The organism is Mycobacterium sp. 852014-52144_SCH5372336 (genome assembly GCF_001665615.1).
Lineage (GTDB): Bacteria > Actinomycetota > Actinomycetes > Mycobacteriales > Mycobacteriaceae > Mycobacterium > Mycobacterium neumannii_A.
On the sequence record NZ_LZSW01000018.1, the window covers coordinates 105,207 to 118,533 of the forward strand.

A 13,327-nucleotide genomic window follows, 5' to 3' on the forward strand; every position below is an offset into this window, starting at 1 on the left:
GTCTCATCTCTCGATGAACTCATCTGCGAAAACACTCGGCGTCGTGGTGAAATCGCCGCCAGCGCTGCCGAAAGCGCCTTCGACCAACCCGGTCGCACGGCTGCTACCGCTGGCCATGCTCGTCGCAGCGGTCGGCATGATGGCCGTGTACTTCACCTCAGGCGCCAGCGCGAACCGGACGCCGATGTTCGCATTCTTTCCGGTGATGATGGTCATGTCGGTGCTCGGCACGATGCTGTACGGAGCCCGCGGCGGGGCGGACCGATCCGCCGAGATCGACCGCAATCGGCGGAGCTATCTGCGCTATCTCGACGGGCTCGACGATGAGGTGGTGGCGGCGGCCGTCGAGCAACGCCGCCAACAGTATTCGCGCCATCCGGCACCCGAGTCGCTGTGGGCGTCGGCGGGCAACCGGCGAACGGTGCGAGCGGACCGCGACGATGACGACTTCTGCTGCGTCCGGGTCGGCGTCGGTGCGCAGACGTTGTGCACCCCGTTGGTGGAGCCGGACCTCGGCGCGCTCGACGATCGGGATCCGGTGACGGTGTCCGCGGTGCGCACGCTGATCCGGCAGCGCTCGGTCGTGCCGCGATCACCGGCCACGGTCGCGCTCCGACAACATGGCGTCATCGCGGTGTGCGGCGATGACGATTCTGCACGCGGTCTTGTGCGAGCGATGGTGTGCCAACTCGCGACACATCACGACCCTCGCCAGGTGGCGATAACGGCGGTCACCGATCACGAGACGTGTCAGGACTGGGAGTGGCTCAAATGGCTGCCGCACCACGAGCATTCATCTCGCACTCGTGGTGGTCCTACCGGTAGGCACCTCGTGGTGGTCGCGGAGGGAAGCCGGACCGGCGAGGTCTTGACGGAGACGAGCGGCGTCACGGTCCTCGCGATCGGAGCCGACCCGGTTGAATCCGTGGCGTGTCTGCGTGTTGACGGCGAGCACCTGACCGTGCGCATCGGTGACCGCCGTGAGACGGTTTGCGAGCCGGACTCGCTGACCCTGACGCAGGCCACGATGTGTGCGCGACAGTTGGCGGCCCACGGGTCCGACGCCGCACCCGCCGGTGGAACGCACCGCATGTCGGCGGTCCGTGGCTGGCTCGACCTGATGGGCATCGACCAACCGAACCGGCTGACGCCCGAAAAGGTGTGGTCCCAAACCCGACAGGTGCGGCCGGTACCCATCGGCGTCGCGGACGACGGCACGCCGGTTCTGATCGACATCAACGAGGCCGCCCGCAACGGCATCGGCCCCCACGGTCTCTGCGTCGGCGCTACGGGATCCGGAAAATCCGAGCTACTGCGCACGCTGGTGCTCGGCATGATCACGACACACCCGCCAGAGGTGCTCAACTTCATCCTCGTCGACTTCAAGGGCGGAGCGACGTTTCTCGGCGTGGAACGGTCTCGACACGTGGCGGCCGTGATCACCAACCTGGCACGCGAAGCCCACCTCGTGGCCAGGATGAGCGACGCGCTGGCCGGGGAAATCCACCGCAGGCAGGAGTTACTCCGTGCGGCAGGCAATTTCGTCAACATCGCGGACTACGCCAGGGCTCGGTCAAATGACGCTCGCCTGCCGCCGCTGCCCGCGCTGTTCATCGTCGTCGACGAGTTCTCCGAGCTGCTCGCCCAGCACCCCGACTTCGCCGAGTTGTTCGTCGCAATCGGCAGGCTGGGCCGGTCGTTGGGCATCCACCTGCTGTTGGCCAGTCAGCGACTCGACGAGGGCAGGCTCCGCGGTCTGGACACCCACCTGTCGTATCGGATCTGCCTCAAGACGTTCTCCGCCGGCGAGTCCCGAGCCGTACTGGGTGTGCCCGATGCGCACACGCTGCCCGGCAGGCCCGGCGCGGCCCTGCTGAAGACGGCCGCCGGGGACCTGATCCGGTTCCAGACGGCGTTCGTCTCCGGACCCTGTCCTCGACCCAACGCCGAGGACGGGGGCGACATTGCGGTGCCGATGATCTTCACCGCCACACCGCCGACGGACCATGACGAGCACGCCGAACATGCACCGGCCCTCCTCGACGCGGTGTTGGATCGAGCCGCGGACCGAGGGACCGCCGCGCACCGGGTGTGGCTGGAGCCGCTCGCCGCGCCTCCGACGCTCGACCTGATCATGTCGACAGCGGCGAAGGATTCGCTCAGTGTCCCGATGGGTCTGGTGGACAGTCCGTTCGACCAACGCCGCGATCTGCTCGTCGCGCAGATGGCCGCGGGGAACGTCGCCATCGTCGGCGCTCCTCAGTCGGGCAAGTCGACGGCCCTGCAAACGCTGGTGCTGGCCCTCGCGGAGGCGCACAGCCCCGAAGACATCTCGCTGTACATAATCGATTTCGGGGGTGGGGCGCTCATGCGCCTCGCGGATCTGCCGCACGTCGGTGCGGTGTCCGGTCGAGCCGATACGGACCTGTGCCGTCGCACGGTCGCCGTCATCGAATCACTGATCCGGTCGAGGGAAAAGGTTTTCCGGACAATGGGAATCGGGTCGATGGCCGAGTATCGCACCCGTCGCGCCGCACAGGATCCCGCTGCGGCCGGCGACCCTCACGGTGACGTCTTCCTCGTCGTCGACGGTTGGGCTCACCTGCGTCGCGAGCTCGAACAGTTGGAGACGCCGATCACCGCGATAGCCGGGCAGGGACTCGCATTCGGCGTGCACGTGGTGATCACCGCCTCGCGGTGGCCCGAACTGCGGCCCGCGTTGAAGGATCAGATCGCGACGCGCATTGAACTGCGACTCGGCGATCCGGCCGAGTCGGAGATGGACCGCCGCCGCGCCCGGGCGCTGACCAACTGCCCTCCGGGGCGGGGTATCACCGCCGACGGGTGCGAGATGATGATCGCGCTGCCGCGCTTTGACGGTGTGCCCAGCACCGAGGGGCTCGGCGAGGCGTTGGCCGCAACCGTCGGGCGGCACCGACAGCGGTGGCGCGGCTGCCTCGCCCCGCGCATCCAGCTGCTTCCGGTGCTCGTGCGACATCCCGAACTGGTCGCGCGCTGCGTGCAACCGGCCGAGACGATGGTGCTCGGCCTCGACGAGCACGAGTTAGCCCCTGTGACTGTCGATTTCGCCGAGCAGATGAACATGCTGGTCCTCGGGGAAGGCGGCTGTGGCAAGACCTCTCTGCTGCGCGTGGTGTGTCAGGAGATCGTCCGGACTCACCGCGTCGACCAGGTGCGCCTCGAGATCGTAGATTTCCGGCGCTCTCTGCTCGGCGTCGTGGAAACCGAGCACCTCGCCGGGTACGCCGCATCACCGGTGGCTCTGGCGGCGAGGGTTCCCAAGCTCCTAGGGATGCTCGAGGCGCGCATGCCCGGCGAAGACGTGACACAACGGCAGTTGCGCGACCGATCGTGGTGGTCGGGGCCTGAAATCTTCCTCGTCGTCGACGATTACGACCTGGTGGCCGGATCGACGGGCAATCCGCTGACCCCGCTTGCCGACTTCCTGCCGCACGCCGCCGACCTCGGTCTGCATGTCATCGTCGCTCGCCGATCGGGAGGTGCCGCGCGGGCGATGTTCGACCCACTTCTCGCCAGGATGCGGGAGATCGGGTGCCTCGGCGTCATGATGAGCGCAAGCGCGGACGACGGTGTGCTGATGGGCTCGGTCCGCCCCTCATCGCTGCCGCCGGGGCGCGCCACGCTGATCACGCGCGGCGAAGGTGAACGCCTGATCCAGGTCGGCTGGGCGGAAACGCCATGAGCCGCACCGTCGTCGAGGTCGGACCGGCTTCGATACGCGGAGCCAATCCGCTTGATTCCGAACTGGTCTCGTCGGCGTTGGAGGCCATCGACGACGATTTCGCACTGGTCGGCGAGGAGGCGGTGCCCGCGCCCGAACTCTGGTCCCAGCTGATGGCAGCCGCGGCCGGCGGCGCCGACCATGTCGTCCTCGTCTGCCCGACGTGGTGGCCGAGCGCACGCATCGATCGCGTACGCGAAGCGACGACGGCGACCAGCGTCGAGGTGATCCGGCGCACCGCGGTGCTCCAGCGGCAGATAGGCACAACCGTCGTCGAGATCGCCGCGGAGTTGGTGGTTGTCACCCGTCCCGCCGCCACTGCCGTCGTCATCGCCAATGTCGACGACGAAGTGGCGAACAGGGTGCTCGCAGCGGTCGGGCCCGCTGGGCCGGCGCTGATCGACGCGCCGGCCGGCCTCGAACCGCTGACCGACGTGATCGCTGAACGGTTGCGCGGCAACGGTATCGAGGTCCGCGTCGCCCACGAAGACACAGTTCGTCGACCAGAAGCCGAACCTCCCGCGCGCGCTGCCGGCGCCGCCGAAAGCGATCCGAACCAGCCACGACGAGCTGCGGTGCTGACCATCGTCGTCGCCTCGACGATAGCGATATGTGGCGGGTTCGCCCTGCGTGGTGACGACGACCGGGAACCGAACTTCGCGTCAACCCTGTTGATGGAGGGGCGAGTTCAGGTGACGGTGCCCGCCGCGTGGTCGGTGCAGCACATCACATCCGGCCCCGGCTCGGCTCGCGCGCAGATCACCTCGCCGTCAGACGCCGACGTCGCGCTTCACCTCACCCAGTCCGTGGGCCCGCCGCAAGCGGACCTCGCACAGACTGCGGCCGCGTTGCGAAGCGCCCTGGCAGGTGAGCCCGACGACGTCTTCGTCGACTTCAACGCAGCCGGCACGCCGGCCGGACGAGCAGGCGTCACCTACCGGGAACTACGCCCGGACCATCACGTCGCATGGACCGTTCTGGTCGATGACGGTGTCCGCATCGCCATCGGCTGCCAGAGCGCACCGGGTCGCGAGTCCACGGTCCGCGAGGTCTGCGATCAGGCGATCAGATCCGCCCACGCGATTTCTTGAATCCAGTGGAACCGGACCGACACCCGGTGCGTCGTACCAGTCAGAACCGAAGCGAGCAACGAGAGGATTCCGATGACGACACCGCAAGGCGGTTCGCTCACCACCGATTTCGATCTGATGGCCGCGGTCGCCGGCCAGACCGACGCGCGCAACGAGGAGATCCGCGCGATGCTGCAGTCGTTCATCGGTCGGATGACCGCCGTGCCACCGTCGGTCTGGGGCGGCGTTGCGGCCGCCCGCTTCCGCGACGTCGTCGACCGATGGAATGCCGAGTCGCTGAAGCTGCATGCCTCGCTACAGAGGATCGCCGAGACCATCCGGCTCAACCAGCAGACCCTTCGGGAAGCCAACGAGAGCCATTCGCACCGCATCGACGCGGTGGCCAACAACCTGTAGAGGAGCCGTGATGGATCACGTGTTGTCGTACAACTTCGACGAGATCGAATACACCGTCAGGCAGGAGATCCACGCCACCTCTGCCCGGCTGAACGGCGCCCTCGAGGAGCTGCGTGCGCAGATCGCGCCGCTTCAGCAGGTGTGGACCCGCCAGGCGGCCGAGGCGTACCGGCTCGAACAGGCCCGGTGGGAACAAGCCGCAGGCGCGCTGAACGAGATTCTGTTCAGCCTCGGCAACGCGGTTCGCGACGGCGCCGACGACGTTGCCGCCACCGACCGCAGTGCCGCAGGAGCGTGGGGCGCCTGACTGAAAGAGACTTGTGCGGTCCGGCTGGAGGGGAGCCAACGGACCGCACGGTAAGCGCCACCGTGGTCGAGGAGAGCGGCCACGGTGGCGCAACACCGTCGACTACTCGCAGGCGATGCCGTCGCCGTCGCGGTCCAGGTGCTCGGCGTAGCCGTCCTGACCCTGCAGGATCGGTGTCACGCCGGCCTCGCGCGCAGCGGAGCAGTTCTTGTAGTAGGTGTCCGCAGACGCGGTGGCGGCGCCAGCGGCGGTTGCCGCGACGACGAATGCGGCAACGATCAAGCCACGAATCCTTTTCACTCCATTGAGATCTTGTGTTTCCGGATGTGAGACAGCCGGTTTGCTGTAACCCCCGCGACGACGCTAAGGGCCAGGAAACGGAAATGAATCAGGGGTTTCCCTATGTTTCGACACGTTTCTGGACGGCGTTGGCTTTTACCCTCGGGTTCGGGCCGATGCACCGTTTTGACCTGCGGCGACGCGCCCGGGTAAGCTGCCTCGTTGGCGTGCGGTAAGCACGGGTCCTCGGGTCAACGTCGGTCGCCGAGATCAACCCCACCGGATGCGCCTGACCGGCCCCCGGGCCACCGGGACAGAAACCCGATAGAGGAGAGGTAGCGCTGTGCCTACGTACACGCCGAAGGCGGGCGACACCACACGTTCGTGGTACGTCATCGACGCCACCGACGTGGTGCTCGGCCGGCTCGCCGTTGCAGCAGCCAATCTGCTGCGCGGCAAGCACAAGCCGACATACACGCCGAATGTCGATGGTGGCGATTTCGTCATCATCATCAACGCCGAGAAGATCGCCATCGCCGGTAACAAGGCGGACCGCACGTTTTTCTACCGCCACTCGGGTTACCCCGGCGGTCTGCGCAAGCGCTCGCTCGGTGAGGAGATGGAGAAGCACGCCGACCGCGTCGTCGAGCGGGCGATCCTCGGCATGATTCCCCACACCAAGCTGGGCCGTCAGGTGAAGAAGAAGCTGCGCGTCTATGTCGGGCCGGAGCATCCGCACACCGCCCAGCAGCCGATTCCATACGAGATCAAGCAGGTGGCGCAGTGACTCAGCCAGTTGAGACGACCGTTGACAACACCGAAGCCAACACTGATGCCGTGACCGAGGCGGCCGCCGAGGCGACGCCCCGGGAGCCGGTCTTCATCGACCGTCCGATCCAGACCGTCGGCCGCCGCAAAGAGGCCGTCGTCCGGGTTCGCCTGGTTCCGGGAACGGGCCAGTTCAACCTCGACGGCCGCAGCCTCGAGGACTATTTCCCGAACAAGGTCCACCAGCAGCTCATCAAGGCTCCGCTGGTCACCGTCGATCGGCTGGAGAGCTTCGACATCTACGCCCACCTCGACGGTGGCGGCCCCTCCGGTCAGGCAGGCGCGTTGCGTCTGGCGATCGCCAGGGCCCTGATTCTGGTGCAGCCCGAGGACCGGCCGGCACTGAAGAAGGCCGGCTTCCTGACCCGCGACCCGCGCGCCATCGAGCGCAAGAAGTACGGCCTGAAGAAGGCCCGCAAGGCGCCTCAGTACAGCAAGCGCTGATCGATTCGCAGAAACCGCCGGATGTGCACCGCACACCGGCGGTTTTTGTATTCAACACGCTGCGGTCTATCTCACAATCGCGGCGTTCCGGTTTCGTTGAACGGCCAGTCGTGAACCCACCGGGACTGGAGGCGGCGGCGCTGCACGCGCGGCAGACCGCAACTGCCACCGGTACGAGCCAGTCACCTCGTTGGGGGATCGGACCGTCGTCTCCTGACTGAGAAGGAGCAATTGATGAAGAACGCGAAGACACTGACCGCGGGCGCCGTGATGGGCGGATCGCTGCTCTTCACCGCCGGCCTGGGTATGGCCATGGCGCAGCCGGACACGGCTCAGGACAACCGCGTCAACGTTTCGATCGGTAACGCCGGCGTTTTGCACGACGTCGACGTGACCGCCGCGGCGCAGATCGCCGCCGACGTGTGCCACACCGACGTGAACTCGGTCAACGCGTTGGCGCAGGCCACCGACACCGAGGGCACCGAGAAGAGGGTGTGTACGAACAACCTCGGCACCGTCACTATCCAGCAGAACGGCCCCGGCCACTCGGAGAACGCACCGGGCCAGGCCGAGCAGCAGGAGGCAACGCCGACGTCCGAGGCGCCCACGACCTCGCCGACGGCCCCGACCGTTGAGAACAACGGCAGCTAAGACCGCACCCTCACCGCCCGCATCCGACCGGATGCGGGCGGTGAGTCGCGTCTGGGTACCGATTGGGCGACGGCACGACCCACGACACGCGCGGTTGGCCCTGAAGCGGCCATTTATGAGAAGTTTGTCGGCATGGCTCGACTGTTCGGCACCGACGGAGTGCGCGGCGTCGCCAACCGGGATCTGACCGCCGAACTGGCTCTGGCCCTCGGTTCGGCGGCGGCGCGACGGTTGGCCACCGCCGGTGGGCACGCCAGGCGGGTGGCCGTTGTCGGCCGCGATCCGCGGGCCAGCGGTGAAATGCTCGAGGCGGCCGTCATCGCGGGACTGACCAGCGAAGGCGTCGACGCGCTGCGCGTCGGCGTACTGCCGACCCCGGCCGTGGCCTATCTGACCAGCGCTTACGACGCGGACTTCGGCGCCATGATCAGCGCCTCGCACAACCCGATGCCCGACAACGGCATCAAGATCTTCGGCCCCGGCGGCCACAAGCTCGACGACGCCACCGAGGACCGGATCGAGGAACTGGTGCACCAGGGGCCCGGAGACCGGCCCACGGGCGCCCGGATCGGTCGGGTGGTGGACGCCGCGGACGCCCTCGACCGGTATCTGCGGCATGTCAGCAAGGCCGTCACGACCAGGTTGGACCAGCTCACCGTCGTCGTCGACTGCGCCAACGGTGCCGCCTCGGCCGCCGCACCGCAGGCCTACCGCGCCGCGGGCGCCAACGTCATCACGATCAATGCCGACCCCGACGGGCTGAACATCAACGAGCGCTGCGGCTCGACGCATATGGAGATCCTGCGATCCGCCGTGGTGTCGTATGGAGCCGACCTGGGCCTCGCACACGACGGCGACGCCGACCGGTGCCTCGCCGTCGACGCGCACGGGCGCGTGATCGACGGCGACGCGATCATGGTCATCCTCGCCCTCGCTCTGCAGGAGAGTGGAGAGCTGGCGTCGAACACCTTGGTGGCGACGGTGATGAGCAACCTCGGCCTGCACCTGGCGATGCGCGCGGCCGGGGTCGAGGTCCGCACGACGAGCGTGGGGGACCGTTATGTCCTCGAGGAACTGCGCGCGGGGGGATATTCGCTCGGGGGTGAACAGTCGGGCCACATCGTGATGCCGGCGTGGGGCACGACCGGCGACGGCATCGTCACCGGATTGCGGTTGATGTCGCGGATGGCGCAGACGCGCACCCCGCTCGCCGCGCTCGCCGAGCCGATGCGCACGCTGCCTCAGGTTCTGATCAACGTCGCGGTCGCGGACAAGGCGACCGTCGCCGACGCGCCGTCGGTCCGCACCGCCGTTGCCGAGGTGGAAGCCGAACTCGGCGACACGGGTCGAATCCTGCTGCGCCCGTCGGGAACCGAGCAAGTCGTGCGGGTGATGGTGGAAGCGGCCGACGAAGACACCGCCCGGCAGTTGGCCGTGCGGGTGGCCGAGCAGGTCAGCGCGCAACGCTGAGAGTGGAACCGGTCGCGGTCGCCGCGCGTCCAACCCATACATGGGAGGAACGGACGCGGCTCGCGTCGATGCCGCCGCCTTATTGAGCGTCGCACGGCAGTACCAGGGCGCGGCCGACGCCCTCGACGCCGCCGTGCGAACACATCTGAGCGGCCTGGCGTTCGACGGGGCGGGTGCAGGCCGATCGTATGCCGCGGGTGGTGACGCGGTGCGGTCGGCGGTCGACGACGTGGTGAATCAGTTGCGGCGATGGTCACGTGCCTCGGCCGAGATCGCCGTCGCGCTTCGCACCTGCATCGACCGGTACGCCGAAGCCGACGCGCGCGCTGCCGACCGGTTGGGCTGACATGGGCGAAACCTTCGACGCTGCAGCGCGATTGGCCGATGGCACACCCGGCGTCGGCGATGTCACGCAGTACGTTCTGGCATGCCAGAGCCTGGGCTACCGGCATCGAGATCTGACGACGCATCCCGGGCAGCTACACGATTGGTATGCAGCCGAGAACGGTATGGACCTGAGCGCTCTCGAAGCGGACTGTGCCGCACTGCAAGCCGCCGCGGCGGCGGCCGAGGATACGCTCGCACGCCAAGAAGCTCAGCGGGCCGCGCTGACGAACGCGTGGCAGGGTCTGGGCGCGAATGCCTCGCGAGAGTTCCTGCGCAGCCATGCCGAAGCGGCGACGGTCGCTGCGACGGCCGTCCGGACCGCGGCAGTCGCACTGGCCGATCTGCGTGAGCGGCTGTGGCGGGCGGTGGACGACAAAGTGTCGAAGGTGCTGGCCATCGGCGACAGCGTGCGCGCCAGACGCGCGGACTGGTTGGCGGCAGCGCACACTGTCACCACGGGCGCCGGCGATCGGGCGGTCGCCAGTGAGTTGGTGGACCAGGAGGTGAAGCCGTTCGTGGACACGGTGATCGGCGGCGAGTGGCTCGAGGCAATGCGGGCGGCCACCGACGCGATCAACGCGGCTTACGAGGCCGTGGCGGCAGAACTCGCATCCGAGGCGGGCGCGACGTTCGAGATTCCCGGCGACCTCGGACCGGTGTGGGCGCCGTCGGCGGCGGGTGTCGGCGAGACCCCGACGGCGGGTGTCGGCGAAACCGCGGCGCGAAGTGTCCCCGCAACCCCGGGGGCGGTGGTTGCGGCAAACCCGACTCCACCGGCTCCCGTCGTGCCGGCCGGATGGGGCGCATCCGTTCCGAGCCCACCACTTGCGCCGGCGCCACCCGCGCCGCCGGTCCCGACCGAACCTCCCGTCACGCAGCCGGCGGCCGCTTCGCCGGTGCCCTCGCTCGGCGGAGGAATGCCCGACTTCGGAGGCGGCCTAACGAGTTTCGGTCAGCAATTGGGGGATATGCTCGGCGGATTGCTGGGCGACGGTGCACTCGATGCCGCCATCGACGACGGGGAACTGGACGGCCTGCCAGAATCGGATCTCGGCGAAATCGACGACAATGAAACGACAGAGACTGACGAGGCGTCAGAGGCGAGCGAGGCTGGCGAGGACAGCGATGACGACGCGGCCGCGCCCGGCGAGGTCACCGATCCCGCGGCCGCCGAGCCGATGTGTCAACCCGCGCCGCCACCGGATTCCGATACCGCACCTCACGAAGAGCCGGCCGCGACGGTGCCTCCAGAACCGCCGACCGTGACTGAAGAACCACCGGCGGTGACGCCCGAGCCGTTGGCTGCGCCGCCGAAACCGCCGGACGCCGGCACCCCGTGCGAGATCGCCGCCGATGAGCTACCGCAGGTCGGCGAATGAGCGACGGCTAAGAACCGAACCCAGGGTCGGGGCCGTTGACCAGCAGCCGGACGCACTCGGCGGCGATCAACCGACTCCGGTGGTTCGTCCCGCAGTGGTCGCACCAGAAATGGACGGCACCGCTGTCGATCTCGTGACGCACGTCGCCCCTGGGCGTCATGGAGGTGCGCACACAGCGCTCGGACGTGATGGACGGTGGGTAGGTGATGGTTCCCATTGCCGCACCCCCTTCAGGAGTGAAACCCGGATACCCAAGGCTGCACGATGATCACCACATCTGTGGTCACGGTTGGGTAACCAAATTGATGACAATCCGGCGTTGCCGCAACGGAGAGGCGGTCCAGCTACTACTGAAAGTTTGCTGAGCAGAGCGACTTCGGGCGCTGCAGACGAATGCGCTGTAGCGTCCCTCTGGTGAAGTTGCGGCCGCGGGAGCTTCTGTTCTTCCTCATCCTGGGCGCGGGGGCGTCGCTCGTCGGCGACCACAGCCATGTCGTCACCGGCACCACCGAGTACTTCACCGATGCGGTGCCGTTCGTGTGGAGCAGCCCGATCTGGTTTCCGGTGCTCGTCGCGCTGGCAACGGTGTCACTGGCCGAACTTCGGCTGCGCCTACCGTCGCCGCGCGCCGACGTCACGGCGCGTCAAGGTCTCGCGGGTGTGGCCGCGGTGCTCGGCATCTACGTCATGACCGCACTGATCCACACCGCGCCCGTCGTTCCGGCGACCGCGCTGATCGTCACGCTCGCGACCATCACCTGGTGTGCGCTGGGCGACGGTCCCTCGATCGTCGGCGGCTTACTGGCCGCGGTCATCGGCCCCGTGGTCGAGATCGTGATCGCCAAAGCGGGCCTGTTCGCGTATCACGACGCCTGTGATGGTCTGTTCGGCGTCGCGCCGTGGCTGGTGCCGCTGTACTTCGCGTTCGGTGTGGTGGTCTCGTTACTGGCCGAGATCGCGGCCAGGAACTCGCCGCGCTAGGCGCGTGCCGGACGCCGCGACCGCGTCGGGCGCCGACGCCGTTGCTGGTGGCCCCTGGCCGACGACGGCTGGTGCGGCCGCGTGGGTTCGGGCCTGCTGGCGACGATCGGATCACCGAATGTCCGCTCGCCCGGGGCGATTTCGCTCAGGACCGGATGCGACGAGCCGCTGAAGCGGGTGATCGTCGGCTTCACGCCGGCCTTGCGGGTCAGCTGTCGTACGTCGGACACCTGCTCGTCGAGCATCAACGTCACCACGGTGCCGTCGGCTCCCGCGCGCGCCGTGCGGCCCGACCGATGCAGGTACGCCTTGTGCTCGACGGGCGGGTCGGCGTGCACGACGAGGCTCACGTCGTCGACGTGGATCCCGCGCGCGGCGATGTCGGTAGCGACCATCACGGTTGCCGAGCCGTCGGAGAATGCGGCGAGATTGCGGGTGCGCGCATTCTGGGACAGGTTGCCGTGCAACTCCACTGCCGACACACCGCGCGAGTTCAGCTGTCGGGCAAGGTTCTTCGCGCCGTGCTTGGTGCGCGCGAACACGATGGTCCGGCCGGGCGATGCGGCCAGGTCGGCCAACACACCGAGGCGGGCGGCCTTGTCGACGTGCAGCACATGGTGTTCCATCGCGGTCACCGGCGACTGCTCCGAATCGACACTGTGCACAACGGGATCGGTCAGGTACCGCTTCACCAGCACATCGACGCCGCCGTCGAGGGTGGCCGAGAACAGCATGCGCTGCCCGTTGCGAGGAGTCTTGTCCAGCAGGCGTTTCACCGGGGGAAGGAAGCCGAGGTCGGCCATGTGGTCGGCCTCGTCCAGCACGGTGATCTCGACGCCCGACAGGTCGGCATGGCGCGATTTGACGTGATCTTCGAGCCTGCCCGGGCAGGCGATGACAATGTCGACGCCTTGACGCAGCGCCTGGATCTGCGGGTTGGGACCCACACCACCGATGATCGTCACCGAGCGCAGGTTGGTGGCCGCCGCCAACGGTGCCAGCGACGCGCTGATCTGGGCGGCCAGTTCGCGCGTCGGCGCGAGGATGAGGGCACGCGGGCGGCCGGGCACGCGTTTGGCCGGGCTCGCAGTGAGTCTGGTCACCACAGGCAGCAGGAAGGCGTAGGTCTTCCCGGATCCGGTGCGGCCGCGGCCGAGGACATCGCGACCGGCCAGTGAGTCGGGCAGCGTCGCCGCCTGGATCGGGAAGGGTGACTCGACGCCGTCGGCGGCGAGAGTGTCGACGACGGCCTTCGGCAGGCCGAGGTCGGCGAAAGTGGGCACGGTTGTGCCACTGGGGATTTGCACAGACAAGTGGAAACTCCGAAAGTTCAGTGTGGTCGTCCTGCCCG

14 protein-coding genes are annotated in these 13,327 nt (G+C 68.0%); 11 read left to right on the plus strand and 3 right to left on the minus strand.

The genetic code is table 11. From position 1 onward, the window contains the following. Positions 1–13 precede the first annotated feature (13 nt). The 4 genes from eccCa (at position 14) to A5759_RS03015 (ending at position 5,557) form a co-directional block, all read left to right on the plus strand. Positions 14–3,724: a type VII secretion protein EccCa gene (eccCa, locus tag A5759_RS03000; RefSeq protein WP_068193927.1), complete on the plus strand. Its 3,711-nt coding sequence runs from the start codon at positions 14–16 to the stop codon at positions 3,722–3,724. Next, entirely contained in the window at positions 3,721–4,854 is a 1,134-nt protein-coding gene (locus A5759_RS03005; RefSeq protein ID WP_068193557.1) for a type VII secretion-associated protein, read from the plus strand. The genes eccCa and A5759_RS03005 overlap by 4 nt, the downstream gene beginning before the upstream one ends. A gap of 72 nt (positions 4,855–4,926) precedes the next feature. Then, positions 4,927–5,250: a WXG100 family type VII secretion target gene (locus tag A5759_RS03010; RefSeq protein ID WP_064426603.1), complete on the plus strand. Its 324-nt coding sequence runs from the start codon at positions 4,927–4,929 to the stop codon at positions 5,248–5,250. Between the two features lie 10 nt (positions 5,251–5,260). After that, entirely contained in the window at positions 5,261–5,557 is a 297-nt protein-coding gene (locus tag A5759_RS03015) for a WXG100 family type VII secretion target (protein ID WP_066810521.1), read from the plus strand. Positions 5,558–5,659: 102 nt separating this feature from the next. On the opposite strand, the gene A5759_RS03020 is transcribed toward A5759_RS03015, so the two are convergent. Beyond that, a complete protein-coding gene (locus tag A5759_RS03020; protein ID WP_197505934.1) occupies positions 5,660–5,839 on the minus strand; it encodes an excalibur calcium-binding domain-containing protein in 180 nt (59 codons plus the stop codon). 340 nt (positions 5,840–6,179) lie between these two features. Between A5759_RS03020 and rplM the strand changes: the two genes are divergently transcribed. The 6 genes from rplM (at position 6,180) to A5759_RS03050 (ending at position 10,995) form a co-directional block, all read left to right on the plus strand. Next, a complete protein-coding gene (rplM, locus tag A5759_RS03025; protein ID WP_064394308.1) occupies positions 6,180–6,623 on the plus strand; it encodes a 50S ribosomal protein L13 in 444 nt (147 codons plus the stop codon). Positions 6,624–6,673: 50 nt separating this feature from the next. Continuing rightward, positions 6,674–7,108, plus strand: coding sequence for a 30S ribosomal protein S9 (gene rpsI / locus A5759_RS03030; protein ID WP_231984531.1), 435 nt, complete (start codon positions 6,674–6,676; stop codon positions 7,106–7,108). Positions 7,109–7,342: 234 nt separating this feature from the next. Continuing rightward, positions 7,343–7,759 carry a hypothetical protein gene (locus tag A5759_RS03035; protein WP_068193560.1) on the plus strand — a complete coding sequence of 139 codons (417 nt, stop codon included), beginning with the start codon at positions 7,343–7,345 and terminating at the stop codon, positions 7,757–7,759. A gap of 132 nt (positions 7,760–7,891) precedes the next feature. Next, entirely contained in the window at positions 7,892–9,229 is a 1,338-nt protein-coding gene (glmM, locus tag A5759_RS03040; protein WP_066849349.1) for a phosphoglucosamine mutase, read from the plus strand. 40 nt (positions 9,230–9,269) lie between these two features. Then, positions 9,270–9,575 (plus strand): type VII secretion target, encoded by a 306-nt coding sequence (locus tag A5759_RS03045; protein ID WP_066810512.1) that lies wholly within the window; start codon positions 9,270–9,272, stop codon positions 9,573–9,575. Position 9,576: 1 nt separating this feature from the next. Further along, complete coding sequence (locus tag A5759_RS03050; protein WP_068193563.1) at positions 9,577–10,995, plus strand: hypothetical protein; 1,419 nt, start codon at positions 9,577–9,579, stop codon at positions 10,993–10,995. A gap of 7 nt (positions 10,996–11,002) precedes the next feature. Here A5759_RS03050 and A5759_RS03055 read toward each other — a convergent pair whose 3' ends face one another. Then, entirely contained in the window at positions 11,003–11,212 is a 210-nt protein-coding gene (locus tag A5759_RS03055; protein ID WP_068193566.1) for a hypothetical protein, read from the minus strand. Between the two features lie 197 nt (positions 11,213–11,409). Between A5759_RS03055 and A5759_RS03060 the strand changes: the two genes are divergently transcribed. Beyond that, positions 11,410–11,976, plus strand: a complete 567-nt coding sequence (locus tag A5759_RS03060; RefSeq protein ID WP_068193568.1) for a hypothetical protein — start codon at positions 11,410–11,412, stop codon at positions 11,974–11,976. Here A5759_RS03060 and A5759_RS03065 read toward each other — a convergent pair. Then, the gene (locus A5759_RS03065; RefSeq protein ID WP_068193571.1) at positions 11,973–13,259 is read right to left on the minus strand and encodes a DEAD/DEAH box helicase; all 1,287 of its coding nucleotides are present in this window, start codon (positions 13,257–13,259) and stop codon (positions 11,973–11,975) included. The two genes, A5759_RS03060 and A5759_RS03065, sit on opposite strands and share 4 nt — an antisense overlap. Positions 13,260–13,327 lie beyond the last annotated feature (68 nt).